Here is a 24457-nt window from a genome sequence, read left to right as displayed (position 1 = left end):
GTTTCAGAGCGACTTGACGAGGAGCTCGAAGGCCAGGTCGGGACGGAGCGGTACCCCGAAGCGCTCGTCGCCGTACGGGAAGGGGCTCAGCTCGCCGGTGCGCCGGTAGCCGCGGCGCACGTAGTAGGCGATGAGCTCCTCCCGTACGTTCACCACCGTCATCCGCATCTCCTCGGCGCCCCAGACCTCGGCCGCGCGGCGCTCGGCCTCGGCCAGTATCTCCTTGCCGAGGCCGCCGCCCTGGAGTCCGGGGCGGACGGCGAACATCCCGAAGTAGACGTGGTCGCCGCGGTGTTCGAGCTGGCAGCAGGCGACGAGTGCACCAGCCCGCTCGACGACGAGCAGGGTGCTGTCCGGGGCGTCGACGATCTGGCGGACCCCGGCCTCGTCCGTACGCCGGCCCTCCAGGTAGTCCGCCTCCGTGGTCCATCCCGCGCGGCTGGCATCCCCTCGGTACGCCGACTCGACCAGGGCCACCAGCTCCGGTACGTCCGCCTCCACGGCACTGCGGAAGCTCAGGGGGGCGGGGCTGGGGGTCGACATGCGGGCTCCGTTCTGCGCGGTGGCATATGACATGCCTGGTACGGCAAGGAGAGCCTAACCCGGAGCGGCGTGCGGACCCCCGCGGGCGGGCATTGCTTCCCGTGACGCCGACGAACCGGGAGGTTCCGCCGTGCACGGTCCCGCCACGTCCCTTCCCGCCTCCGTCTCCGCCTGGCTGCTGGTCCTGCTGTGCGCGGCGAGCGGCGGCTACTGCCTGGTGCGGGCGGGCAGAGCCGGCCGGGGCGGGCGCGGCGCGGCGGCCGGCGAGGCGCTGATGGGCTTCGGCATGGCCGTGATGGCCGCGCCCACGGGACTCGGCGCGTGGGGGTCCCCGGTCCTGCTGGCCGTCTTCTGCGGGGCGGCGCTGCACGCCCTGTGGCTGCTGCGCGAGGGGGTGCACCACGCGCACCACCTCGTCGGTTCGCTGGCGATGGCCTACATGGCGCTGACGATGACGGTGCCGGCCGCGGCGGCCCCCACGACCGCCACCGGGTACGGAACCGGAGGCGGGCACGGCGCCGGACTGCCGCTCCTCACCGGCGCGCTGCTGCTCTACTTCGCCGGGTACGTCCTGCTGGGCGGGGCCCGGCTGGTGGCGGCGGGCGGTGGCACCCGGCCGCTCACCGGCCCGGACGCGAGTGACGCGCCCCTGAAGTCCGCCGAGCTGACCCGGGCCTGCCGACTGGCCATGGGGATAGGGATGTTGGCCATGCTGCTCACCCTGTGAAGGCGCCCGCGGACGTGTCCTGCGTCACCAATCCCCCAAGGCCATACCCGCAGGTAGCCCCGCGCTCATAGGCTGGCGGACATGATGGTCCCCGCCGTTCTCCTGCTGCTCGGCGCCCTGACCGCGGTGCTGGCCCCCCGTCTGCTGGCCCGGGCCGACTGGCCCGAGCGTGAACCCGTCGTCGCCCTGTGGGTGTGGCAGTGCGTCGTCGGCGCCGTGCTCCTGTGCCTCGGCCTGTCGATGCTGCTCAGCGCGGCGGCCGCATGGCTGGCGGTCCGGGACGGGCTCTTCGCCGTCGCCCCGCACGGGGTGGTCGACGCCTACGGGCTGGGCGCCGCCGGCGGGCCGTGGGCCGCTGCCACCGCGCTGCTCCTGGCGGGCGGCGCCCTGTGGACGGGCGCGAAGCTGACCGCGGAGGTGCTGCGGGCGCGGGCGCGCCGGCGGGCGCAGGGCACCGAGCTGCTGGTCCGGGCCCCGCTGATGCCCGGGGAGGACCCGGCCGCGGCGCGGCTCGTCGTACTGGAGGGGGCGCGGCCGGACGCCTGGTGGCTGCCCGGGACGGCCCCGCAGCTGGTGGTCACGACGGCCGCACTGGGCCGGCTCAAGGGGAGCCAGCTGGACGCCGTACTGGCCCACGAGCAGGGACACGCCGCGGCCCGCCACGACTGGCTGCTGAACTGCGCGCGGGCCCTGGCCGGGGGCTTCCCGCGGGTGCCGGTCTTCGCCGCGTTCGAGGCCGAGATGCACCGCCTCGTCGAGATGGCCGCCGACGACGTGGCCTCGCGGCGGTTCGGCCGACTGACGGTCGCGCTGGCCCTGGTCGGACTGAACGAGGACCGCGGGGTGTTCGGGCCCGGCCCCGCCCCGCACGCGCACGTCACGCTCCGGGTGCGGCGGCTCCTGTCGGCCGCGCCCCGGCTCTCGGCGGTCCGGCGGCTGCGGCTGACGGCGCTGGCCACGCTGGTCCCGGCGGTCCCGCTGCTGGTGGCCTTCGTACCGGGTCTGAGCGCCCTGGCGTAGGCAGGTCGTCAAAGTCCCGCCTGCGGACGGGACTTTGACGAACCCGCATAGGTAGCGCGTGGCCGCTGGCGCGCCCGCCCGGCCCCAGGGGGCCCGCTGCTGCGAGGATCAGCCGATGCGGAACGAACGACTTCGGTGGACGGGCGCCGGCTGCGCGCTGCTGGTGGCCGTGCTGACCGCGCTGGTGCTGGCGCAGTGGCGGCCGCTGCTCTCGTACGACGACCGGGTGACCGAGGACCTGCACGGCTACGCCGTCCTCCACCCGGGGGTCACGCAGCTCATGGGCGTGCTCAGCGACTGGGTGTGGGACCCCTGGACCATGCGGGTCCTGGCCGTCGTGGCCTGTGTCTGGCTGTGGTGGCGCGGAGACCGTGGGCGGGCGGTGCGGGTGGCGCTGGCCACGGTGATCGCCTCGGCGGTGCAGCAGGGGCTGAAGGCACTGGTGGGGCGGGAGCGCCCGGTGTGGACGGATCCGGTGGACTCGGCTCAGTACGCGGCCTATCCCTCCGGCCACGCCATGACGGCGACGGTGGTGTGCGGCATGCTGCTGTGGCTGCTCCCGCGCAGGCCGCCGGAGCGCCCAGCGGGGCAGGAGCGGAGGGCGTGGCCGGTGTGGACGGCTTGGGCGGCGTGGTCCCTGGCCGTGGTGTCGGCGCTCGGCGTCGGCTTCACCCGCGTCTACCTCGGCGTGCACTGGCCCTCCGACGTGCTCGCGGGCTGGCTGCTGGGCGTGGTCGTGGTGGTGTGCGCGACGACCTGGGGGGCCCGCGAAGGCCGGGACCGCGTACGTGTCAGGCTCGGGTCATGAACGCACCCATCCCCGGCGCCTGGTTGCGCGCCGGAATCAGCCGTGACGGTGGCCCGCTGCACGAGACGAGGCACGTCGTGTGGGTCCAGAGCGGCGAGTACTACGCCGACAGCCGCGGGTTCGCCGGAACCACCGTCTACGACGGCCGACAGGTCACCTTCCGCCACGAGGTCGGCAGTCCCGGCCATGACGTGGGAACGCTGCGCCGCGAGGGCGCCGACCTGATCGAGACCGGCGAGAATCCTGACGGCAGCACCTTCATGGAGGTCTGGACTCCGCTCGACGGCACCGACGACGACAGCGCGGCCGACGGGGGCACCGGCGAAGGCGCGCCGGAGGGCTCGTGGCGTGCCGGAGGGACCCAGACGGTCCGGGTGGGCCGTCACGTCGTCCACGTCGACAGCGCGGGAAACGGCGCCCACTTCGTCCTGCCCGACGGCCGTCCCTGAGTCCGAACGGCGCGATGTGGTGTGCCTGCTCTGGGCGATCCCCCGTGTCACCCAGAGCAGGCGACCCCGTGCGCTGAGTATATTGGCTCCGAGCCAGTCAACGCAGGAGTAAGCATGTCCCCGCGCAGCGCATCGGTCAATGAAGAATTGCGCAGACGTTCCCGGGAGCGGCTGCTCCAGGCCACGGTCGAGCTCGTCGCCGAGCGCGGCTACGAGGCCACGACCCTCGGCGACATCGCCGACCGGGCGGGCGCGGCGCGCGGCCTGATCTCGTACTACTTCCCGGGCAAACGGCAGTTGTTGCAATCGGCGGTGCACCGGCTGATGCACCTGACCCTCCAGGAAGCGCTGGAGCGCGAGCCGCGGCCCACCGGCGAATCCGAGGGCCGCGAGCTGCTCGCCCGGGCCATCGACTCGATCCTCGGGCTGACGCGGGACCACCCGCTGCTGATGCGGACGCACATGGCGGGCATCCTCACGGCGGAGGGCTTCGTGCAGTGCCCGGAGCAGCAGCGGCTGGCGGAGCTGCTGCGCCACACCGTCACCCGGTACGGCTCGCAGGACGTGGACACCGACTACCCGTTGCTGCGGGCGCTGCTGATGGGGGCGGTGGTGGCCGTGCTGCTGCCGGGGGCGCCGATGCCGCGGGCCCGGCTGCGGGCCGAACTGTTCCAGCGCTACGGGCTGGACTGGGAGCTCGGCGCCCCGCCGGACGGCTGCGGGCCGCCCGGCGGAACGATTCAGCTCTGACCCCGGGAGCCGCCTGCCCCGCTGGAGCCGGGTCAGGGACCACAGGGAACCGACGAACCACAGGGGTTGCAGGAACTATCGGTAGTCGGGCTGGGTCTGCACGTTGAGCCGGTCCATCCACACCCACTTGGCGCTGTCGGTGCGCCAGTCGTCCAGCCTCAGCACGTCGAGGCCCTTGGCGATGTCGTTCGAGTAGATGTGCCCGTTGTAGTAGTACGCCGACCAGGACCCGCCGAGTCCGAGCTTGTCCGTGGTGAGCGGGCCGCGCTCGAAGTAGCCGATCTCCTTGGGGCTGGCGGAGTCGGTGAAGTCCCAGACCGAGACGCCGCCCTGGTACCAGGCCTGGACCATGATGTCGCGGCCGCCGCCGACCGGGATCAGCGAGCCGTTGTGGGCCACGCAGTTCTCGGTGTCGGCCTGGTGGCGCGGGATCTTGAAGTAGCTGCGGAAGACGAGCTTGCGCTGGTCGCCGCGGCCGGTGACGTCGTAGATCCCGTCGGCGCCGCGGTTGGGCCCGGTGGCCTCGTTGCAGGTGGCGCCGCCACCGCCGCCGAGTTCGTCGGTGAACACCACCTTGTTCGCCCGCTCGTTGAAGGTGGCCGAGTGCCAGAACGCGAAGTTCACGTTGTCCTGCACCCGGTCGATGACCCTCGGCTGCTCGGGTTTGCTGATGTCGAAGAGGATGCCGTCACCCATGCAGGCGCCGGCGGCCAGGTTCTGGGACGGCAGCACGGTGATGTCGTGGCAGCCGGTGGTCTTCGAGACGCCCGGGTTGACCGGTCCGCCCGGGTTGCCGCCGTCCGGGAAGAGGATCGGGAAGGCGACGACCGCGGCCTGGGTCGGCTTCTTCTTCGGGACCTTCACGACCGAGATGCCGTCGTGCGGCGGCCGGCAGTCCGGGAAGGCCTCGTTCGGCGAGTAGGAGGCGACGTAGAGGTAGATGTCCCGATCGCCGTTCAGCAGCGTGTGGGTGTGCGAACCGCAGGCCGTCTCGACGGACTTGATGTACTTGGGGTTCTTCTTGTCCTTGATGTCGAAGATCTTGATGCCCTCCCACGAGGACTTCTCCGTCGCGGGCTGCGAGACGCTGTTGCAGGAGTCGTCGCTGCGCGAGGAGTCCGTGGAGAGGAAGAGCAGGTCGCCGTGGACGGATATGTCGTTCTGGCCGCCGGGGCAGAGCACCTGGCTGACGGTCTTCGGCGCCTTCGGATTGCCGATGTCGTAGATCGTGAAGCCGTCGTAGCTGCCCGCGTAGGCGTACTTCCCCTGGAAGGCCAGGTCGGAATTGGTGATTCCGGGGAAGGTGCTGGGGATGTTGGCCAGGGGTTTGATGTTGCGGCTGTGGACGATCTCGTCCTGGCCGGGGATGTCTCCGGGCGCGAGTTCCCGGCCCTCGGGGAGGCCGCCGCTCTGCTGGCTGCCGGTCCCGGGCGTCAAGTCGCCCGGGTCCGGGGAGGCGGCCGCGGGTCCGGCCGCGAGGAGCGCGGCGAGCAGGCCGGCCGCGGCGACGGCCGCTCCCAGACTCCTGTTCCGCACTCTTGTGGTGTGCAACGAGGTCACTGTGCCCTCCCATGGGAGTCCGATCGGTTCCGTTCGTCGTGGGAACGGAACCAGGACCCCGGCAGTATCGTCTTTCCATGGACATGGCAAAAGACCTCCGGGGCCGCAAGGCCTTACGGGCACGGCTCGGCCGATTCGCCGGGGCGGCCGTGGCCGCCGGCCTCCTGCTCGCCCTCACCGGCTGCCAGGAGGAGGGCCGGAGCGACGCGAAGACCGCGGCGCAGGACGGGCAGGCCTCGGTGATCGCCCCCGGCAGACCCGGAGAGAAGGCCCGTACCCTCTCCCCCGAACAGGCCGCCGGGCAGCGGCCCGACGACAGCCCCAACGCGGCCGACCACACCTACGTGCAGGGCATGATCGAGCACCACCGGCAGGCCCTGACCATGAGCGCACTGGCCCCGGACCGGGCCTCGGCGGACGGGGTCAAACGGCTTGCGGAGCGGATCGCGGCAGCGCAGAAGCCCGAAATCGGGGCGATGGAGGGATGGTTGTCCCGCTACCCGGCGCCCGCCGCGGGCTCCGGCGGGCACGACCACGGCGCGATGCCGGGCATGGCCACGGAACAGCAGCTGGGTGAGCTGGCGCAGGCCCGGGGCGGCGACTTCGACCGGCTGTTCCTGAAGCTGATGACCGCCCACCACGAGGGTGCGCTGAAGATGGCGGGCGAGGCGCTGGCCGACGGGAACAACGTGCTGGTCGAGGAAATGGCCAACGAGGTCGTCGCCACGCAGAGCGCCGAGATCCACCGGATGCGCGCGATGGGCTGACGGCCGGGGCACCTGGTGTCATGCTGAGACCACCTGCGGGAGGAGTTCCGCCGTGCTTCGTATCGCCGTCGTCGGATCGGGCCCCAGCGGGGTGTACGCCGCTCAGACGCTGACCCAGCAGCGCGAGGTGCCTGGCGTACGGGTGGACGTACTGGACCGGCTGCCGGCTCCGTACGGCCTCGTACGGTACGGGGTCGCCCCCGACCACGAGAAGATCAAATCGCTCCAGGGCAGCCTGCGCACCGTGCTGGAGGACGAGCGGATCCGCTTCCTCGGCCATGTCGAGGTCGGCGGGGAGCTGCTGCCCACCGAGCGGCTGCTGGAGCTGTACCACGCGGTGGTGTACTGCGTGGGGGCGGCGCGGGACCGGCTGCTGGGCATCCCCGGCGAGGAACTGGCCGGGGTGCACTCCGCCACGGCCTTCGTGTCCTGGTACAGCGGACACCCGGATGCCGCGGCCGAGGCCTTCGACCTGCCCGGGGTGGGTTCGGCGGTGGTGATCGGCGCGGGCAACGTGGCCGTGGACGTGACCCGGATCCTGGCGCGCGGCGTGCCGGAGCTGTCGCCGACCGACATGCCGCAGCCCGCGCTGGGCGCGCTCGCCGACAGCGGCCTGCGCACGGTCGCGATGGTCGCCCGACGCGGCCCGTCCCAGGGCAAGTTCACCACCAAGGAGCTGCGGGAACTGGGCACGCTGCCCTCGGTGGACGCCGTCGTGGACCCCGCCGAGCTGGCCCTGGACCCCGCGTACGCCGACCCGGGCACAGCGGCGGCGCTGCCCGCGGTGGCGCGCCGGAACCTGGAGGTGCTGCGCGGCTGGGCGGAGCAGGGGCCGGGAGACGGGCAGCGCCGCATCGCGCTGCGGTTCTACCTGCGCCCGGTGGAGGTGCTGGGCGGACCCGACGGCCGGGTCAGGGCGGTGCGCTTCGAGCGGACCCTGCCGGACGGCCTCGGCGGGGTCACCGGCACGGGCACGTACGAGGACCTCGACGCCCAGCTGGTGCTGCGCTCGGTGGGGTACAAGGGCGTCCCGCTGCCGGGCCTGCCCTTCGACCCGGCGAAGGGCACGGTCCCGCACGCGGCGGGCCGGGTGCTGCGCGCGGGCCGGGCCTCGGTCGGCGAGTACGTGGCGGGCTGGATCAAGCGCGGCCCGACGGGGGTGATCGGCACCAACCGGCCCTGCGCCAAGGAGACCGCCTCCTCGCTGCTCCAGGACGCGGGGGCGCTGGCCCGCCGCGAGCTCCCCGGCGACCCGCTGGACGCACTGCGGGCGGCGGGCCTGCGTCCGGTGCTGTGGCCGGGCTGGCTGGCCATCGAGTCGGCCGAGACGGACCTGGGCCGCTCCCTGGGCCGCCGCTCGGTGAAGATCCCGGACTGGCCGGGCCTCCTGGACGCGGCGGGCCCGGGCTAGCGCCGCCGGGGGCTCGGGTGGACCCCTGGAGACCTCCGGCTCCACCACGGGGAGTTCGCGACGCCGGCGCGCGAAACACGTCGGCCACGGGAGCCGCGAGAGCTACTGGCGCCCCAGGCGGGTCGCTTCGGACGCGGCTGCCGTGAGGACGGCGTCCAGGAGGCCCGGGAAGAGGGTTTCCAGGTCTGCGCGGCGCAGGGCGTTGAGCTTGGTGGTGCCGCGGTAGGTCTGGTGGACGACCCCGCTTTCGCGCAGGACGCGGAAGTGGTGGGTGGTCGTGGACTTGGTGACGGGCAGGTCGAAGTACGAGCAGGCCAGTTCCGAGGCGGAGGCGTCCAGGTCGCGGACGATGGAGAGCCGGAGGGGGTCGGAGAGCGCGTGCAGGACGCCCTCCAGGCGGATCTCGGCCGTCTCGGGGTGGTCGAGGGTGCGGGCCGTGTCCCGTTCGGTCATGTCCCTGCTCCGCTCGCTCGGCTTGCTCCGGGGGCCCCATCGTACGAGAACCGTCGTAGGACCTGTGCGGTGCGGCCCGGGGGGTCCGGGCCGCACCGGTTTCACCAGGCGCGGTGGTACTGGTCCGGCGTACGGGGCTGCACCCCCAGTTCGGCGGCCGCGCGGCGGGCCCAGTGCGGGTCGCGCAGCAGCTCCCGGCCCAGCAGGACCGCGTCGGCCTCGCCGTTGGCCAGGATCTTCTCGGCCTGCGCCGGCTCGGTGATCAGGCCGACCGCAGCCACCGGCAGCTCGGTCTCGGCCTTGACCCGGGCGGCGAAGGGGACCTGGTAGCCGGGGCCGAGCGGGATCGTGACGCCGGGGGCGAGACCGCCGGTCGAGACGTCGAGCAGGTCCACTCCGTGCTCCAGCAGCAGACCGGCCAGCCGTACCGTCTCGTCGGCGGTCCAGCCGTCCTCCTCCAGCCAGTCGGTTGCGGAGATCCGGAAGAAGAGCGGGAGTTCCTCCGGCCACACCGCCCGTACGGCGTCGACCACTTCGAGGGCGAAGCGGGTCCGGTTCTCGAAGGAGCCGCCGTAGGCGTCGGTGCGCCGGTTGCTCGACGGGGAGAGGAACTCTCCGATGAGGTAACCGTGGGCGCCGTGGATCTCGATGACCTCGTAGCCCGCGGCCAGGGCCCGCCCGGCGGCGGCCGCGAACCGGCCGGTGATCTCGTGGATCTCCTCGACCGTCAGCTCGTCCGGGACCGGGTGGCCCTCCCCGAAGGGCACGGCGCTCGGGGCGACCGTCTGCCAGCCGTGCGCCTCGGGCCCGACCGGCTGCCCGCCCCTCCAGGGGCGGTCGGTGGCGGCCTTGCGGCCGGCATGGCCGATCTGGATGCCCGGCACCGTCCCCTGGGCCTTGACGAAGGAGGTGATCCGGCGCAGGGCCTCGACCTGGGTGTCGTTCCAGATGCCGAGGTCGTAGGGGGAGATCCGGCCCTCCGGCGAGACGGCGGTGGCTTCCTGGAGGATCAGGCCGGTGCCGCCGACGGCGCGGGCGGCGTAGTGGGCGAAGTGCCAGTCGTGGGCCACGCCCGCGGCCGGGCCGGAGGGCTCGGCGCTGTACTGGCACATGGGGGCCATCCACACGCGGTTCGGGACCGTCACCGAGCGCAGGGTCCAGGGCGCGAACAGGGCGGTGAAGGCGGCGGGGGCAGCACTCATCAAGGTCTCCAGAGGTCACCGGCGCACCGGGGATCGGCGGCTAAGTACGAGATTCACCGTACTACGAAATCTCCCGTACTACGAGACCTCTCGTACAAGTGCGTCGAGCTCGGCGCGCAGCGCCCCCGCCAGGGCCCCCAGGTCCGGGACGGCACGGGCGTCGGCGACCAGGCCGTAGTGGACCGTCCCCTTGTACGTGGAGACCGCCACGGCCAGGGACTGCCCCCGGGCCAGCGGGGCGAGCGGGTAGACCTCGCGGACCCGGCTGCCGCCGAGGGTGAAGGTGAAGCCGGGCAGCGGGACGCTCGTGACCAGGATGTCGAAGAGCAGCCGCGCGGCCTGGGCCACGAGCGGGCCGCCGAGCCGGTGTCCGAGCGGGTGGACGTGGTCGGCGAGCAGGGCGACGGCCCCGGCGCCGCGGGCGGGCCCCGCGTCCTTGTTCCGGTCCATGTCGCTGCGCACGGAGCCCAGCCGGCGCAAGGGGTCGGGCTCGGCGAGCGGCAGCCGGAGCAGGTAGCCGGAGAGCCGGTTCCCGGCGCCGCCCGACGTCCCCGGGCCCCGGCGGCGGGACACCGGGATCAGCGCGCGCGGCCCGGCGCCCCGGGGCTCGGGGTCGCCGCGCCCGGCCAGCCAGCGCCGCAGCCCGCCCGCCACCAGGGCGATCAGCACGTCGTTGACGGTGCCGCCGACGGCCTTGCGGATCAGGTTGACCTCGTCCAGGTCCAGGGCGAGGCCCGCGACCGCGCGGGTTCCGGGCACGGCCGGGCCCCTCGTGAGGTCGGTGGTGAGGGCCGCGGGAACCCCGAGCGGCAGCCCGGCGCGGGCCACGGCCGCGCCGATCTCCAGGGCCTGGCCCATGTCCTGGACCCGGGCCGCCAGGGCTCCGGGGAGGCGGCGCAGGGCGGAGCGGGGCCGCTGCCCGGGCACCGGCCGCGCGGGGCCCCGTAGCGCCGGGCCCTCGTCGAAGAGGGCGGCCGCCAGGGCCAGGGCGCCCAGGCCGTCGGCGAGGGCGTGGTGGAACTTGAAGAGCACCGCGAAGGAGTCCGGGTCGGGTCCGGCCAGGACGTGCGCCTCCCACGGCGGCAGTTCGCGGTCCAGCGGCCGCGCCATCAGCGGCCCGGCCGCGGTGTGCGGGTCGTGGGCCCCGGTCCGTACGAGGAACACGTGCCGCGCCGGGTCGAAGCCGGGGTCGGGCGACCAGGCGGCCGCGCCGAAGGGCAGCAGCACGTCGTGGATCCGGCGGCGCAGGCCCGGCACGGCGGCGCAGCGGGCGGTGAGCAGCTCGGCGGCGTGCTCGGCGGCGCCGGGACCCCCGGCGGTGAAGACGGCGAGGGCGCCGAGGTGCATGGGGTGGGCGGCGGATTCGATCCGCCAGAAGGCGAGGTCGAGCGGGGACAGGTGCTCGGTGGCCACTGAGGTCCTCTCGCGTGCGGCGGTAGTGGCGTGAAGTCAACCGATTCCGAACACCTACATGCAAGCAGTAGCCATTTCCGACCTGTGAACGGTCGCTATCGATCAGCCACTCGGGGCACCGCGGCGCCCGCCGGGCCGCTGTCAGCGGGCGGGTGCAGACTGGCCGGAAGACATCGCATGCAACATCCGAACACCCGCTGAGGACGACGAAGTCCGGAGGTGCCGGCCATGGCCGACGTACTGCTGCTCGTAGGGACCCGCAAGGGACTGTTCACCGGCCGCCGCCGAGGGGACGGCCCCTGGGAGTTCGAGGGACCCCATTTCAACGCCCAGGCCGTCTACGCGGCCGCCGTCGACCGGCGGGGCCCCGTGCCCCGGCTGCTGGTGGGCGCGGACAGCCTGCACTGGGGGCCGTCCGTCTTCACCTCCGACGACCTGGGGGCGACCTGGCGGGAGCCCGCCGCCCCGGCGGTGAAGTTCCCCAAGGACACCGGCGCCTCGCTGGAGCGGGTCTGGCAGCTGCATCCGGCCGGGCCGGAGGCCCCGGACGTGGTGTACGCGGGGACGGAGCCGGCCGCGCTGTTCCGCTCGACCGACCGGGGCGAGTCCTTCGAGCTGGTCCGCCCGCTGTGGGAGCACCCGAGCCGCAAGAGCTGGGAGCCGGGCGGCGGCGGCGAGGGCCTGCACACGGTGATCACCGATCCCCGCGACCCCGACGCGGTGACGGTGGCGGTCTCCACCGCCGGGGTGTTCCGCAGCAAGGACGGCGGGGAGAGCTGGTCCCCGTCCAACGAAGGGGTCTCGGCGGTGTTCCTGCCGGATCCGCATCCGGAGTTCGGCCAGTGCGTGCACAAGATCGCCCAGGACGCCGCGGACACGGACCGGCTCTACCTGCAGAACCACTGGGGCGTCTACCGCAGCGACGACGCGGGGGCCAGGTGGACCGACATCGGCGGCGGCCTGCCCTCCGACTTCGGGTTCGCGGTGGCCGCCCATCCGCACCGGCCGGACACCGCCTACGTCTTCCCGCTCAATGCCGACTCCGACCGCGTCCCGGCCGAGCACCGGTGCCGGGTCTTCCGCACCCAGGACGCGGGGGCCACCTGGGAGCCCCTGTCACGCGGCCTTCCGGCCGGGGACCACTACGGGACGGTGCTGCGCGACGCGCTGTGCACGGACGACGCGGATCCGGCGGGGATCTACTTCGGCAACCGCAACGGCGAGCTGTACGCCAGCCATGACGACGGCGAGAACTGGCAGCTCCTGGCCGAGCACCTGCCGGACGTGCTGTGCGTACGGGCGGCGCAGCTGAGCGGGTAGGGAGAGGGGGGGGAAGCCGGGCAGGGAGCACGCGGGGCGGAAGCCGAGATCGGTCGAGGGCGCGGCGGATCGGCCAGTAGAGTGATCCACCGTGGCAGCACGACCGTTGAACGAGATCGTCGAGCCGGGCTGGGCCCGGGCTCTTGAGCCGGTGGCGGGGCAGATCGCCGCCATGGGCGACTTCCTGCGCGCCGAGATCGCGGCGGGGAGGACCTACGTACCCGCCGGGGCCAATGTGCTGCGCGCCTTCCAGCAGCCCTTCGACGAGGTCAAGGTGCTCATCGTCGGCCAGGACCCCTACCCCACCCCGGGGCACGCCGTGGGCCTGTCCTTCTCGGTGGCCCCCGAGGTGCAGCCGGTTCCGCCCAGCCTGGACAACATCTTCCTGGAACTGCACCGGGACCTGGCGACCGGCCGGCCGGCGAACGGCGACCTCACGCCGTGGACGCGGCAGGGCGTACTGCTGCTCAACCGCTCCCTGACCACCGCTCCCCGCCGGTCGAACGCGCACCAGGGCAAGGGCTGGGAAGCCGTCACCGACCAGGCCATCCGGGCCCTTGCCGCGCGCGGCAAGCCGCTGGTGTCCATCCTCTGGGGCCGGGCGGCCCGGAACCTGCGTCCGCTGCTCGGCGAACTGCCCGTGGTGGAGTCCTCCCACCCCTCCCCCAAGTCCGCCGATTACGGGTTCTTCGGCTCCAGGCCGTTCAGCCGGACCAACGCGCTGCTCGAGGGCCAGGGTGCACAGCCTGTGGACTGGCGCTTGCCGTCCGTCAGTTGACCTTTCTCACATTCACCGGATAAATACGGACAGATGCCATGCGAGCCAGCCCTGCCCGAACACCCGGTTCCGATAAGCCAGTAGCATGCGGCGCCATGAGCTCCCCCACTGGGCCCGCAAATGGCCTGCCCGTACGAATGCCGCGACCCCGCCAGACCGGACGGCACCGCCGGCCCGAGCCCGCGGTGGCGCCCGAGGGCGCGCCCGCGCTGGTGCTCGCCGTGCCCGGTGCCCCCTCGGCCGCCTCGCGGGGGCTCGCGGAAGAGATCATCAGCATCGGCCGTTCCGAACTGCCGGGCCTGGACGCCCGCATCGGCTACCTCGACGGTGACGACGCCTCCGAGTTCCCGTCCCTGTCCGGTGTGCTGACCGCCGTCGCGACCGAGCGTGCGGCGCGCGCGGAGTTCGCCCGCGCCGCCGGCCACGAGGTGCCCGCGCCGACCGGCCCGGACGCCGTGGTCGTGCCGCTGCTGGCCGGTCCGGACAGTGATCTGCTGCGCCGGGTCCGCCAGGCCCTGATGGACTCCTCGGCCGCCGCCGAGCTGGCCGACGTGCTCGGCCCGCACCCGCTGCTCGCCGAGGGCCTGCACGTGCGGCTGTCGGAGGCTGGCCTGGCCCGCGCCGACCGCGCCCGCCTCTTCACGGTGACCACCGCCGCCGACGGCATCGTCCTGGCCACCACCGGTGGCGAGGAGGCCGTCCAGGCCGCCGGGATCACCGGCATGCTGCTGGCCGCCCGCCTCGCCGTGCCCGTCCAGGCGGCCGCGCTCGACCAGGAGGGTTCGGTGGCCGCGGTCGCCGAGCAGCTGCGCCGCGAGGGTTCCACGCAGCTGGCGCTCGCCCCGTACCTGATCGGCCCGGAGGCCGCCGAGGGGCTGCTCGACACCGCCTGCAAGGAGGCCGACTGCGCCACCGCCGAGGTGCTCGGGGCCTACCCGGCGCTCGGCAAGCTGGCCGTCGCGCAGTACGCGGCCGTTCTGGGGATCACCCAGGGAGCCACCTCCCACTGACCCGCCCACGTCGTGCACGAGTGCCCCGCCGCCGGATCCCGGTGGCGGGGCACTCGTTCGTCAGCCGCCACCCGACCGGGCATGCGAGCAGGCAGGCAGTGGAGCGGGTCAGCCGAAGACCACGCAGGTCGCGGCGGGCACGGCCACCGAGCCCGTCCGGTGCGGCCGCCCGGTCAGCGGGTCCACCTCGAACCAGGTGACGTCCCCGGAGCGCTCGTTCGCCGCGTACAGCCGGCGCCCCGAGGGGTCGGCGACGAGATCGCGCGGCCAGCTGCCTCCGCAGTCCACGGTGCTGCTGAGCCGCGGCTTCTCGGCCCCGTCGGCGAGGGAGAAGGTGACGACGGTGTCGGCTCCGCGGACGGCGGCCCACAGGAAGCGTCCGTCGGGCGAGGCGACGACCGCCGAGGGATAGGCCCGTACGGCACCTGGAGGGCCCTCAGGGGCCATCGGGACCTCTGCGACCGGTTCCAGTCGCCCGGAGACAGGATCCCACCGGCAGACGGTCAGCTGCGGCTCCAGCTCGTGCAGGACGTAGGCCACCGCGACGTCCGGGTGGAAGACGAGGTGGCGCGGTCCGGTCCCGGCGCGCAGCGCGGTCTCGGAGTGCACCCGCAGCTCCCCGGTGGCCGGGTCCGGCGCGCACACCCGTACCGAGTCGGTGCCCAGGTCCACGCTCAGCACCCAGCGGCCGCTCGGATCCGGAAGCACCTGGTGGGCGTGCGGGCGCTCCTGGCGGTCCGCGTCGGGCCCCGAGCCCTGGTGTTCGAGGACGGACGCGGGCCCGCCGGGATGGCCGTCGACGGCGAGCGGGAGGCTGCTGACGCTGCCGGAGGTGTAGTTGGCGGTGAGCAACCGGCCGCCGGCCACGCTGAGATGGGTGGGGCCCGAGCCCTCGACGGGCACGGCCGGACCGAGGGCGGTGAGCCCGCCTGCGGTCGGCCGGAAGGCGCACACCGCGCCCCGCGCGGTCTCGCTGACCGCGTAGAGCACCCCGGTGTCGCGGGCGAACGCGAGGTACGAGGGGTCCGCGACGGTGTCGCAGGCCGCCAGCGGGGTCAGGGCTCCGGTCGCCGGATCCACGGCCGCGGTGGTGATGCCGCGGCCGCCCCCCGAGGTGAACGAGCCGATGTGGCACCGGTGTCCGCCGCCCCGGTCCGTCCTGTCCGCGCCGTCCACTGGGTGCCCCTCTCCGCCGTCCAGGATCCGTACGGAGCCGACCGTAACAGAAGGTCTAGACCAAATCCCGTCCTTGGGCGCGTTCCTGTGCGCCGGGGTGGTGGACGTAGGCCGTGCTGCTCGGCCGGTCCTCGTAGGTGCGGTGGAAGACCGGCGTCGCGGAACCGGAGATCGGGGGCACGATCCAGGACCAGTCGGCGCCCACCTCGCGCCCCTTGCGCTCCTCCCGCTCCAGGTGGGTCAGGAAGCGCCGGGACTCGGAGTGGTGGTCGGCGATGGTGACCCCGGCCCGGTCGAAGGAGTGCAGGACGGCCCGGTTGAGCTCCACCAGCGCGCGGTCCTTCCAGAGCGAGCGCTCCGTGGTGGTGTCCAGGCCGAGTCGGCGGGCGACCGCCGGCAGGAGGTTGTACCGGTCCGCGTCGGCGAGGTTGCGGGCGCCGATCTCGGTGCCCATGTACCAGCCGTTGAAGGGGGCGGCCGGGTAGTGGATCCCGCCGATCTCCAGGCACATGTTGGAGATGGCGGGTACGGCGTGCCAGCGCAGCCGCCAGTCGGCCCAGCCGTCGCCGCGGCCGTCGCCGTCGCCGTCGCCGTCGGGGTGCGTGATCGGCACCTCCAGCACGGCGTCCGCGGGGGTGTCGAACCAGCGGGGCTTGTCGTCGACCCCCTGGACCACCAGCGGGAGGAGGTCGAAGGGGGTGCCGGCGCCCCCGGTCCAGCCGAGCCGGAGCAGGGCCTCGGTGAGCGGGGCGTTGCGGGCGTCGCCGACGGTCACGGAGTGGTGGTCCCCGTAGCCCGCGTACCGGACGAGCTGCTCGCTCCAGATCAGCGGCCCGGGGCGGTCGGGAGCGTCGGGGGCGAAGACCGTGATCGTGGGCCGGACCCGGCCGCCGTTGGTCGCCTCGCGCAGGTGCTCGAAGCACTCGGCGGCGATCGCGTCCGCGTCGGTGAGCTCCCGGCGGTCGCGCACCCGCAGGGAGTTCCAGTACAGCCTGCCTATGCAGCGGTTGCTGTTGCGCCAGGCCACGCGGGCTCCGTGGACCAGTTCCTCGGGAGTGTGCCGGTAGGTGCCGGTGTCCGCGAGCTCGGCCCGTACGGCGGCGAGCCGGGCACGCGGATCACCGGCGTTCTTGTTCTCCCTGTGGAAGAGTCGGATGAACTCCTCGGCCGCTTCCCACACCTGAGCGGTGGTGGAGCGCTGTTGAAGTATTTCCATTCCGGGCGGTTACCCCCTGTCCGACCAGATCCACCCTGTACGTGCCGGATGAATGTGCAATGAACAATCACCCGTTGTACATGCCGCAGGTCAACGCCGTACGGCTCGGACGCCCGTAACACTCCTCCGAGTGATCTTCACTGATCGGCCCTGCGGGCGAGGCCCGCAGGGCGTACGATCCGGCGCAATTCCGGGAGTTGACCACGGGGACGGATCGGCGGCGGTTCCGCCGCGTGGCGGCTCAGTCGCAGGGCCGGCTCATGAAGAGCGCCTGCTCGCCGGCGGCGGGCGTGCCGCCGTAGAGGGCGGTGTCGAGTCCGCAGAAGGCGAATCCCATGCGCCGATAGGCGTGCACCGCAGGGGCGTTGACGCTGCTGACCTCCAACCAGAGGTGCTCGGCGCCGCGTTCGCGGGCGAACTCGGCCGCGCACTCCATCAGCGCACGGCCGATGCCGCGGCCCCGGTGGGCGGGCGAGACCTCGATGTCCTCGATCGTCAGGCGCCGGTTCCAGGGGGTGTAGCCCACGGCCGCGAAGCCGCACAGCTGTCCGCCGTCGAGGGCCACGTAGGTGCACGCGTCCCCGGCCGAGTCCGTGCCGCCGCCGAGGGCCTGTTCGTCGTGCTCCTCGGGCGGGAACACCTTGTGCACCGGCGGGTCCACCGGGACCTCGCGCAGGGTGAAGGCGGCATCGGTGACGGCCACCTCGAAGACGGTGTCGGTGGTGAAGGAGCTGTCCAGGGCCTCGATGGCGCCCGCGTCACCGGGGCGGGCGAGGCGGTAGACGATGCCGTCGGCGGATCCGTGTGCGGTGGTCATGGGATCCACCGTACGCAAAAAATCCCCCGGCCGAATTGGCTGCGCCAATTGACTACCGAGGGATCGGGATGCGTATATTTGTTGTTTCATATCTTGCGGAAACGCAGACATGAAGAAGCTACGAAGGACACCTTATCGCGGCGGGAGCGCAATTGTCAACCGAGGAATTCCGGAAAGAGCAGCAATTCGTCACCGACCTCTATCGGCGCCTCGACGATCTGCGTGACCAGGCCGAACGTGCGGTCGGCGGGGCATTGCGCGATGTCGGCAGCGGGTTCCAGGCCCGGCTGGAGCGCGATGTCATGGTTGCCGAGCAGTCCGGTCTGCTATCCGCCCTGAATGGAGGCGAGAACGGCCTCTGCTTCGGCCGGCTTGAGTTCTCCGACGGCCGCGACCACCACATCGGCCGCATCGGAATCCGCGCCGACGACACGGAACGCACCCCGCTGGTCCTGGACTGGCGCGCCGACGTGGCCCGGCCCTTCTACCTCGCCACCGGGCACACCCCCATGGGGCTGCGCCGCCGCCGGCACATCAGCAGCCGCGGCCGGGTGGTCACCGCCCTCCACGACGAGATCCTCGACCTGACCGACGCCGAGCGCACCGGGTACGAGGGCGCCGACGCGGACGCCGTGCTGCTCGCCGCGCTCGACGCCGCCCGGACCGGCCGCATGCACGACATCGTGCGCACCATCCAGGCCGAACAGGACCGGGTCATCCGCTCCACCCACCGCGGGGTGCTGGTCGTCGAGGGAGGTCCCGGGACCGGCAAGACGGCGGTCGCCCTGCACCGCGCCGCGTACCTGCTGTACGCCCACCGCGAGCTGCTCGCCAAGCGCGGGGTGCTGATCGTCGGTCCGGGCCCCGCCTTCCTGGGCTACATCGGCGGCGTGCTCCCGGCGCTCGGCGAGACCGGCGTCCTCCTCGCCACCCCGGGCGAGCTCTTCCCCGGCGTGCGCGCCACCGGCACCGACCGGCCGGGCGCCGCCGCGGTCAAGGGCCGGGCCTCGATGGCGGACGTGCTGGCGGCGGTCGTCGCCGACCGCCAACGGCTGCCCGACACGGTTCCGGCGGGCAGCGGCGAGGAGTACGACACGGTGCCCGAAGCCGCGCTGGAGATCGACCACGACGACTACGGGACCCTGCTGCTGGACCGCCCGATGGCGTACGAGGCGCGCGACCGGGCCCGGGCCACCGGGCTGCCGCACAACCAGGCGCGGCCCGTCTTCGCCTTCCGGATCATCGACGCCCTCACCGCGCAGCTCGCCGACCGGCTGGGCGCCGATCCGTACGGCGGCCCGAACCTGCTGGGCCCGGACGACGTCGCCCAGCTCGGCAAGGAGATCGCGACGAGCGCCGCGGTGCACGCCGCGATCGACGTCCTGTGGCCCTCGCTCACCCCGCAACGGCTGGTCGCCGACTTCCTGGCGGACCCCGCGCACCTGCCCGCCCACGAGGCGGAGCTGATCCGGCGCGCGCCCTCGGCCCGGCCCGCCTGGACCCCGGCCGACGTGCCGCTGCTGGACGAGGCGGCCGAGCTGCTCGGGGAGGACGACAGTGCCCGCCGGGCGGCCGAGGAGCGGGAGCGGGAGCGGCGGGTCGCCTACGCGCAGGGGGTGCTGGACCTGTCGGAGGGCTCGCAGTCCTACGAGTTCGAGGACGAGGAGAACGAGTTCCTCGCGGCCCACGACATCATCGACGCCGAACGGATGGCGGAGCGGCACGAGGAGGCCGACCACCGCAGCACGGCCGAACGGGCCGCGGCCGACCGCACCTGGGCCTTCGGGCACGTCATCGTGGACGAGGCGCAGGAACTCTCGGAGATGGCCTGGCGGCTGCTGATGCGGCGCTGCCCGACCCGCTCGATGACCCTGGTCGGCGATCCTGCGCAGACGGCCGACGAGGCGGGCTGCGGATCCTGGCGGCGGATCCTCGAACCGTACGTGGGCGACCGCTGGGAGCTGGTCCGGCTGGGGGTGAACTACCGCACGCCCGCCGAGGTCATGGAGGTGGCGGCGGCCGTCCTGCGCGCCCGCGACCCGGGCTTCGAGCCGCCGCGGTCGGTACGGTCCACCGGGGTGCGGCCCTGGGCCCGCGCGACGGGGGACCTGGCCCGGGCGGTCGGGGAGGCCGTGGAACGGGGGCTGCCGGCCGAGGGGCGGCTCGCGGTGATCGCCCCGCGCGCGCTGCACGGGCCGCTGGCCGCCGTACTGCCCGGGGTACGGGCGGACGAGGAGCCGGACCTGACCCGGGAGGTCGTCCTCCTGGACCCGCGGCAGGCCAAGGGGCTGGAGTTCGACACGGTGATCGTGGTGGAGCCGGCCGACCTCCAGCCGAGCGACCTGTACGTGGCGCTGACCCGCCCCACCCAGGTCCTCGGCGTGGTGCACACCCCGGACCGGCTGCCGGCCGGGACGACCGGCCTCTTCAGCCCCGCCGGAGCCGAACCGGCCCGGCGAGGCTGAAAGGGCCGGCGAGGCCAGAAGTCAGGCCCGGATCAGGGGGCTCCGGGGGTCGCTGTGCAGGGGCGTCGCCAGCTCGGCCAGCGCCCGCTCCAGGCCGTGGAGATGGGCGAGGGCCGGTTCGGTGGCGGGCGCGGGGCGGGCCTGCGCGCGGGAGGCGGCGGTCGCCTCGAGCTCCCGCTCCCCGGCGGTGAGGGCCTCCACGGCCGCCTCCACCCGCCAGCACGCGGCCGCGAGCCGGGCGTCGTGCGAGGCCGCCGGGTCGGCGGCGACCGCGACCAGCCCGCGCACCTCCCGGGCGCAGTCGTCCAGCAGCGCGATCACCTGGCGGGCGCGGGCCTTGCGGGCGCGGAAGGGGCTGAGCGGGTGCACCAGCGGTGCCAGCGCCATCCGGACCCGGGCGAGGAGCAGCTCCAGCTCCGCGGCGTGCGGGGTGGGGTCGGCCGACTCCGAGCCGGCCAGCCGCGACGCCGCCTCCCCGGTGGCGGCGTGCACGCAGCGCAGGGCGCGCTGGATCCAGGCCTCGTTGGTGGCGTGGGTGGTGACGGGCAGCACCAGCACCACGGCGAGGGCGGCGCCGAGGGCGCCGACGGCGGTCTCCTCGAAGCGCAGGAGCAGCAGCCCGGGGTGCAGCACGCCGAGGAGTCCGTAGAGCAGGCCGGCCATGACGGTGACGGCCAGCATCATCCAGCTGTACGAGACGGGGGCGGTGTAGAAGATCCCGAAGACGCATACGGCGACGAGTACGGCGGTGGGCGCGGCCGCGCCGTGCAGCGGCACGGCGATCAGCAGACCGGCGGCGATGCCGATGACGGTGCCGAGGACACGGCGGAAGCCCCGTACGAGGGTCTCCCCGCGGGAGGCGGTGTTCACGAAGATCCACCAGGCGGTTCCGACGGCCCAGTACCAGCGGTCCTCGGAGAGGGCCTGGCCGATGCCGAGCGCGAAGGCGCAGGCGGCGGTGGTCTGGAAGGCCTGCCTGGTGGTGGGCCGGGCCAGCCCCGTACCCGGCAGCGCGGGCGCGGCGGCCGGCGGCGGGGTGCGCCGCTCGATGGGCCAGAGCACGAACCGCACGGCCCCGGCGGCGAGGAGCGCCAGGCCGACGGCGGCGTAGAGCTCGGGCAGCTGCCCGGGCACGGCGTGCAGGAACTGGGTGACGAAGAAGTGCATGAAGCCGAAGATCCCGAGGGCGTGCCCGCGCGGCCCCCAGCGCCGGGCGTAGACCCCGGCGAAGACGACGGCGAGGAAGGCCGCGTCGCGGGCGAGCGGCACCCCGTGGAGGGTCGTGGCCAGCGCGAGGACGGGGAATCCGGCGAGGGGCAGCAGGGCCGTGGTGACCCGCTGGGCACGCACGGTCGAGTCGGTCACGGTGAAGAGGGCCAGCAGGGCCGCCAGTCCCCCGGTGATGGAGGCGGTCAGCGACAGACCGCACAGCTCGGCGGTGGCCACGGCGAGGGCGACGCCGAGCACCGCGCGCAGTGAGTTCCTGAGCCTCAGACGCCCCGGATCCGGAGCCACGAACATCCTCTTCACGGCGGTGTGCCGCCCCCCTTGCAGTGGTGCGCGCCGGCCCGGCGGCCGCCCGGGGGTGGTGGGCGGCGGACGGGCACGGCGAAGGCGCCGCGGTCCGGATCCGGCCTCGTTGCCGTCCGGCGCTGCGCAGCGCCATAAGTACTTGGATATGCCACAGAAAAGCATCCGAAGGCCCACTGGCTCAACCCAGCCTCCGATGACTGGGCCATTGGCCCAGGAAAATGGCGTGATCTTCGGCCACCGGCGGGCCAACGGACCACTATCTCGCGGAGGGGTTCTCCGTCGGCACGCACAGGACGGGAACGGGTGAGAGGTGCAGCAGCTTGTGCGGGGTGGACCCGAGCAGGGCTCCGCGGATCGGGCTGTCCCCCCAGCTGCCGACGATGATGACCCGCGCGTGGTGGCGTTCGGCGGCCGCGAGGAGGGCCTGGGCCGGCTTCTCGTCGCGCACCTCGACCGTCGAGGGCACCCCCGCCTCGTCGGCGGCCCGGACGGCGCGCGCGAGGGCGCTCTGCCCGGCCTGGCGGACGGCCTCGCGGTGGGCCCGGTACTCCTCCCCCGTGACGCCGGGGGCGGCAGCGCCGTAGACGAGGACGAGCGGCTCTCCGAAGGCGCTGGCGACCTCCAGCGCCACCTCCAGGGCCCGTTCCGCGCCGGGCGATTCGTCGTACCCGAGGACGACGGACATCGGGGTCTCCTCTCACGGCGGCCAGCGGGCTTCGGGGCTGGACTTCAGGACTGGGGTTCAGGGCTGGGCCTCAGGACTGGGCTTCATAGCGGGGCATCAGGCCTCGGCAGTGGGGCGGGGCCTCAGGCTTCGCCTCCGGGCGCCTTCTTCGTGCCGTGGACGAGGTCCGGATCCGCCACGCCGCGCCGCTCCTGCCAGTACGTACCGTCCTTCAGCCGCCAGAAGCACATCACGAGCAGGCCGACGACGCCGATGGCGATCCCGATGACGAGCGGCGGGCCGAGGCCGAACCAGGAGACGCCGCTGGCCGAGTTCTCCGGGTTCGACATGTCCCCGACGGACTCCACCAGCAGCCAGGTCAGCAGGGCCGCGCCGACCACCGGGCCGACCCCGATGAGCAGGAAGTTGTGCAGGCTTTCCAGGAGGTGGCGGCGGTAGTAGATGGCGCAGGCCAGGCCGGTGAGCGCGTAATAGAAGGCGATCAGCAGGGAGAGGGCGGTCAGCGAGTCGAGGAGCGCGTTCTCGCTGATCTGGTTGACGACGAGGTACCAGGCGATGGCGATGCCGGCCACCCACCACGTGCTCACGTCCGGGGTCCGGAACCGCGGGTGGATGTGCGCGAGGCCGGGCGGCAGGGCGTGGCGGCGGGCCATCGACAGGGCGGTGCGGGAGGCGGGGATGATCGTGGTCTGGGTGGAGGCGAGCGCGGAGGTGCAGACCGCGAGGAGGACGACCCAGTCCCAACCGCCCATCACCTCGTGGGCGAGTACCGCGAAGATCGCCTCCTCCTCGCCCGCGTTCTCGGCGAGGAAGGCGGTGCCCGCGTAGCCGACGACGGCGAAGCCGACGGACAGGTAGGTCACCAGGAGCACCACGGTGGACCAGACGCCCGCCTTGCCGGGCGCGGTGGCGGAGTTCTCGACCTCCTCGGTGAGGTTGACCGCGGACTCCCAGCCCCAGTAGATGAACACGCCGAGCAGCAGTCCGCCGGTGAGCGCGGCGCCACCGGCGCCGAAGGGGTTGAGCCAGGCGACCGACGGCTCGATCGAGTCGAGGGTGCTGGTGCCGGCGTAGATCCGGTAGATCGCGACGACCGCGAAGGCCAGCAGGAAGAAGACCTGGGCCAGGATGAGGATGTCCTGGAGGTGGGCCGAGAGCTCGGTGCCGATGACGCAGATCGCGGTCATGACCAGGATCACGGCGACGGTCAGGGTCTGGCGGATCAGGTCGTTGGCGGCCCAGCTGTCGAGGCCCGCGGCGAGGAGGCCGAAGTGGACGGCTACGTCGGCCAGCGAACCGATGACCAGGACGCCGGTCAGGGCGATCGCCCAGCCGCCGAGCCAGCCCGCCCAGGGGCCCATGGCCCGGGTGACCCACGAGAAGGTCGTGCCGCAGTCCTGGTCGACCTTGTTGAGGTAGTAGAAGGCAGCGGCGATCAGCAGCATCGGGACGAAGGAGGCCAGCATCACGCCCGGGGCGTAGATCCCGGCCAGGGCCACGATCGGCCCGAGGACTGCCGCCAGGGAGTAGGCGGGCGAGGTGGAGTTCAGGCCGATGACGAGGGCGTCGAGGAAGCCGATCGCATTCGCCTTGAGTCCCGTGCCGTCCGTGGTGTCGAGCTCCGGGCCGCCGCCACCAGCCGTGCCGTCGTGGGCCATGTACGAATCGTCACGCACCCGCTGCCGCCGCGCGAGGCGGAGCGGCCGCACGTGGGGCAGGAACTCGGGGCGTCAGGGCATCGAGGCCTCAGGGGCTGATGTTCCAGCCCGCGATCACCGGAAGGCCGTGCTCCGTGGACAGCACGCTGACCGTGCCCGTCCGCAGGAGGAACAGACGGCCCTCCTCGGGACCGAGCCGCAGGTAGCGGGCGGTGAGGACGCGCAGGAAGTGGCCGTGGGCCACCAGCACCACGGCGCCCCCGTCCGCGGCGAGCACCGGGGCGACGCGGGCCAGCGCCCGGTCGGCCCGGGCAGCCACCTGGGCGGCGCTCTCACCGGGGTGCGCCGCGTCGCCCGGCGGGACGCCGTGAGCCCACAGGGACCAGTCCGGACGGGTCCGCCGGATCTCCGCTGTCGTGACGCCCTCGTAGCCGCCGTAGTCCCATTCGAGGAGGTCGGGGTCCGGGAGGCCGCCGGTGAGTCCGGCGAGTTCGGCCGTGGCGACGGCCCGGCGCAGCGGGCTGGTGAGCACCAGGGCCGGATGCCGGTTCTGGAAGTACGGGGCCAGCGAGAGGGCCTCTTCCACGCCGCGCGCCGTCAGCGGCACGTCCGTGCGCCCGGTGTGCCGTCCGTCCGCACTCCATGCCGTCTCGCCGTGCCTCACCAGCAGCAGGTCACTCACCCCCGGAGCCTACG

General features: G+C 73.5%; 23 protein-coding genes. 11 read left to right on the top strand and 12 right to left on the bottom strand.

Annotated elements, in window-relative coordinates; genetic code table 11:
• Positions 1-3: 3 nt before the first annotated feature.
• On the bottom strand, positions 4-543 hold the full coding sequence (locus AB0D94_RS15240) for a GNAT family N-acetyltransferase (RefSeq protein ID WP_362051302.1): 540 nt from the start codon (positions 541-543) through the stop codon (positions 4-6).
• A 130-nt stretch (positions 544-673) separates the two neighbouring features.
• On the opposite strand from AB0D94_RS15240, the gene AB0D94_RS15235 reads away from it, so the two are divergent.
• From AB0D94_RS15235 to AB0D94_RS15215, 5 genes are all read left to right on the top strand, one after another.
• On the top strand, positions 674-1270 hold the full coding sequence (locus tag AB0D94_RS15235; protein WP_362051300.1) for a DUF5134 domain-containing protein: 597 nt from the start codon (positions 674-676) through the stop codon (positions 1268-1270).
• Positions 1271-1351: 81 nt separating this feature from the next.
• Positions 1352-2290, top strand: coding sequence for a M56 family metallopeptidase (locus AB0D94_RS15230; RefSeq protein WP_362051298.1), 939 nt, complete (start codon positions 1352-1354; stop codon positions 2288-2290).
• A gap of 115 nt (positions 2291-2405) precedes the next feature.
• Complete coding sequence (locus AB0D94_RS15225; RefSeq protein ID WP_362051296.1) at positions 2406-3098, top strand: phosphatase PAP2 family protein; 693 nt, start codon at positions 2406-2408, stop codon at positions 3096-3098.
• Complete coding sequence (locus AB0D94_RS15220; RefSeq protein WP_362051294.1) at positions 3095-3547, top strand: hypothetical protein; 453 nt, start codon at positions 3095-3097, stop codon at positions 3545-3547. Before AB0D94_RS15225 ends, AB0D94_RS15220 begins: the two co-directional genes overlap by 4 nt.
• Before the next feature lie 114 nt (positions 3548-3661).
• Positions 3662-4297 (top strand): helix-turn-helix domain-containing protein, encoded by a 636-nt coding sequence (locus tag AB0D94_RS15215; protein ID WP_362051292.1) that lies wholly within the window; start codon positions 3662-3664, stop codon positions 4295-4297.
• A gap of 75 nt (positions 4298-4372) precedes the next feature.
• Here the strand turns inward: AB0D94_RS15215 and AB0D94_RS15210 are convergent, their stop codons facing one another.
• The gene (locus tag AB0D94_RS15210; RefSeq protein WP_362051290.1) at positions 4373-5857 is read right to left on the bottom strand and encodes a hypothetical protein; all 1485 of its coding nucleotides are present in this window, start codon (positions 5855-5857) and stop codon (positions 4373-4375) included.
• Positions 5858-5940: 83 nt separating this feature from the next.
• Between AB0D94_RS15210 and AB0D94_RS15205 the strand changes: the two genes are divergently transcribed.
• Complete coding sequence (locus AB0D94_RS15205) at positions 5941-6624, top strand: DUF305 domain-containing protein (protein WP_362051392.1); 684 nt, start codon at positions 5941-5943, stop codon at positions 6622-6624.
• Positions 6625-6676: 52 nt separating this feature from the next.
• Entirely contained in the window at positions 6677-8035 is a 1359-nt protein-coding gene (locus AB0D94_RS15200) for an FAD-dependent oxidoreductase (protein WP_362051288.1), read from the top strand.
• A 102-nt stretch (positions 8036-8137) separates the two neighbouring features.
• Here AB0D94_RS15200 and AB0D94_RS15195 read toward each other — a convergent pair whose 3' ends face one another.
• From AB0D94_RS15195 to AB0D94_RS15185, 3 genes are all read right to left on the bottom strand, one after another.
• A complete protein-coding gene (locus tag AB0D94_RS15195) occupies positions 8138-8488 on the bottom strand; it encodes a helix-turn-helix transcriptional regulator (protein ID WP_362051286.1) in 351 nt (116 codons plus the stop codon).
• Positions 8489-8589: 101 nt separating this feature from the next.
• On the bottom strand, positions 8590-9690 hold the full coding sequence (locus AB0D94_RS15190) for an NADH:flavin oxidoreductase/NADH oxidase (protein ID WP_362051284.1): 1101 nt from the start codon (positions 9688-9690) through the stop codon (positions 8590-8592).
• Positions 9691-9768: 78 nt separating this feature from the next.
• Positions 9769-11103, bottom strand: a complete 1335-nt coding sequence (locus AB0D94_RS15185; RefSeq protein ID WP_362051282.1) for a wax ester/triacylglycerol synthase family O-acyltransferase — start codon at positions 11101-11103, stop codon at positions 9769-9771.
• 228 nt (positions 11104-11331) lie between these two features.
• Between AB0D94_RS15185 and AB0D94_RS15180 the strand changes: the two genes are divergently transcribed.
• The 3 genes from AB0D94_RS15180 to AB0D94_RS15170 all read left to right on the top strand — a co-directional run bounded on the left by AB0D94_RS15180 (position 11332) and on the right by AB0D94_RS15170 (position 14211).
• On the top strand, positions 11332-12423 hold the full coding sequence (locus AB0D94_RS15180) for an exo-alpha-sialidase (protein WP_362051280.1): 1092 nt from the start codon (positions 11332-11334) through the stop codon (positions 12421-12423).
• Between the two features lie 91 nt (positions 12424-12514).
• Positions 12515-13201, top strand: coding sequence for a uracil-DNA glycosylase (locus AB0D94_RS15175; RefSeq protein ID WP_362051278.1), 687 nt, complete (start codon positions 12515-12517; stop codon positions 13199-13201).
• A gap of 95 nt (positions 13202-13296) precedes the next feature.
• Positions 13297-14211: a hypothetical protein gene (locus AB0D94_RS15170; RefSeq protein WP_362051276.1), complete on the top strand. Its 915-nt coding sequence runs from the start codon at positions 13297-13299 to the stop codon at positions 14209-14211.
• A gap of 108 nt (positions 14212-14319) precedes the next feature.
• On the opposite strand, the gene AB0D94_RS15165 is transcribed toward AB0D94_RS15170, so the two are convergent.
• The 3 genes from AB0D94_RS15165 to AB0D94_RS15155 form a co-directional block, all read right to left on the bottom strand.
• Positions 14320-15387 carry a lactonase family protein gene (locus tag AB0D94_RS15165; protein WP_362051274.1) on the bottom strand — a complete coding sequence of 356 codons (1068 nt, stop codon included), beginning with the start codon at positions 15385-15387 and terminating at the stop codon, positions 14320-14322.
• A 55-nt stretch (positions 15388-15442) separates the two neighbouring features.
• The gene (locus AB0D94_RS15160) at positions 15443-16603 is read right to left on the bottom strand and encodes a nitric oxide synthase oxygenase (protein WP_362051272.1); all 1161 of its coding nucleotides are present in this window, start codon (positions 16601-16603) and stop codon (positions 15443-15445) included.
• A 241-nt stretch (positions 16604-16844) separates the two neighbouring features.
• Positions 16845-17420, bottom strand: coding sequence for a GNAT family N-acetyltransferase (locus AB0D94_RS15155; protein WP_362051270.1), 576 nt, complete (start codon positions 17418-17420; stop codon positions 16845-16847).
• A 152-nt stretch (positions 17421-17572) separates the two neighbouring features.
• Here AB0D94_RS15155 and AB0D94_RS15150 point away from each other — a divergent pair, with 152 nt between their 5' ends.
• Positions 17573-19885 (top strand): helicase, encoded by a 2313-nt coding sequence (locus tag AB0D94_RS15150; RefSeq protein ID WP_362051268.1) that lies wholly within the window; start codon positions 17573-17575, stop codon positions 19883-19885.
• 21 nt (positions 19886-19906) lie between these two features.
• Here the strand turns inward: AB0D94_RS15150 and AB0D94_RS15145 are convergent, their stop codons facing one another.
• The 4 genes from AB0D94_RS15145 to AB0D94_RS15130 form a co-directional block, all read right to left on the bottom strand.
• Positions 19907-21406 (bottom strand): FUSC family protein, encoded by a 1500-nt coding sequence (locus tag AB0D94_RS15145; protein ID WP_362051390.1) that lies wholly within the window; start codon positions 21404-21406, stop codon positions 19907-19909.
• A 268-nt stretch (positions 21407-21674) separates the two neighbouring features.
• Complete coding sequence (locus AB0D94_RS15140) at positions 21675-22103, bottom strand: universal stress protein (protein ID WP_362051266.1); 429 nt, start codon at positions 22101-22103, stop codon at positions 21675-21677.
• 122 nt (positions 22104-22225) lie between these two features.
• The gene (locus AB0D94_RS15135; RefSeq protein ID WP_362051264.1) at positions 22226-23761 is read right to left on the bottom strand and encodes an APC family permease; all 1536 of its coding nucleotides are present in this window, start codon (positions 23759-23761) and stop codon (positions 22226-22228) included.
• An 88-nt stretch (positions 23762-23849) separates the two neighbouring features.
• Entirely contained in the window at positions 23850-24443 is a 594-nt protein-coding gene (locus AB0D94_RS15130; protein WP_362051262.1) for a histidine phosphatase family protein, read from the bottom strand.
• Positions 24444-24457: the final 14 nt, after the last annotated feature.

This window comes from Streptomyces sp. NPDC048255, from assembly GCF_040652415.1.
Taxonomy (GTDB): Bacteria; Actinomycetota; Actinomycetes; order Streptomycetales; family Streptomycetaceae; genus Streptomyces.
This window is presented reverse-complemented; position numbering and strand designations above follow the sequence as displayed.

Bases quoted from the DNA above. Each gene is read 5' to 3' on its own strand.
- AB0D94_RS15145 (WP_362051390.1), bottom strand. From the start codon at position 21,406: ATGTTCGTGGCTCCGGATCCGGGGCGTCTGAGGCTCAGGAACTCACTG.
- AB0D94_RS15170 (WP_362051276.1), top strand. From the start codon at position 13,297: ATGAGCTCCCCCACTGGGCCCGCAAATGGCCTGCCCGTACGAATGCCG.
- AB0D94_RS15215 (WP_362051292.1), top strand. From the start codon at position 3,662: ATGTCCCCGCGCAGCGCATCGGTCAATGAAGAATTGCGCAGACGTTCC.
- AB0D94_RS15205 (WP_362051392.1), top strand. From the start codon at position 5,941: ATGGCAAAAGACCTCCGGGGCCGCAAGGCCTTACGGGCACGGCTCGGC.
- AB0D94_RS15135 (WP_362051264.1), bottom strand. From the start codon at position 23,761: ATGGCCCACGACGGCACGGCTGGTGGCGGCGGCCCGGAGCTCGACACC.
- AB0D94_RS15180 (WP_362051280.1), top strand. From the start codon at position 11,332: ATGGCCGACGTACTGCTGCTCGTAGGGACCCGCAAGGGACTGTTCACC.
- AB0D94_RS15240 (WP_362051302.1), bottom strand. From the start codon at position 543: ATGTCGACCCCCAGCCCCGCCCCCCTGAGCTTCCGCAGTGCCGTGGAG.
- AB0D94_RS15160 (WP_362051272.1), bottom strand. From the start codon at position 16,603: ATGGAAATACTTCAACAGCGCTCCACCACCGCTCAGGTGTGGGAAGCG.
- AB0D94_RS15230 (WP_362051298.1), top strand. From the start codon at position 1,352: ATGATGGTCCCCGCCGTTCTCCTGCTGCTCGGCGCCCTGACCGCGGTG.
- AB0D94_RS15220 (WP_362051294.1), top strand. From the start codon at position 3,095: ATGAACGCACCCATCCCCGGCGCCTGGTTGCGCGCCGGAATCAGCCGT.
- AB0D94_RS15155 (WP_362051270.1), bottom strand. From the start codon at position 17,420: ATGACCACCGCACACGGATCCGCCGACGGCATCGTCTACCGCCTCGCC.
- AB0D94_RS15140 (WP_362051266.1), bottom strand. From the start codon at position 22,103: ATGTCCGTCGTCCTCGGGTACGACGAATCGCCCGGCGCGGAACGGGCC.
- AB0D94_RS15195 (WP_362051286.1), bottom strand. From the start codon at position 8,488: ATGACCGAACGGGACACGGCCCGCACCCTCGACCACCCCGAGACGGCC.
- AB0D94_RS15225 (WP_362051296.1), top strand. From the start codon at position 2,406: ATGCGGAACGAACGACTTCGGTGGACGGGCGCCGGCTGCGCGCTGCTG.
- AB0D94_RS15190 (WP_362051284.1), bottom strand. From the start codon at position 9,690: ATGAGTGCTGCCCCCGCCGCCTTCACCGCCCTGTTCGCGCCCTGGACC.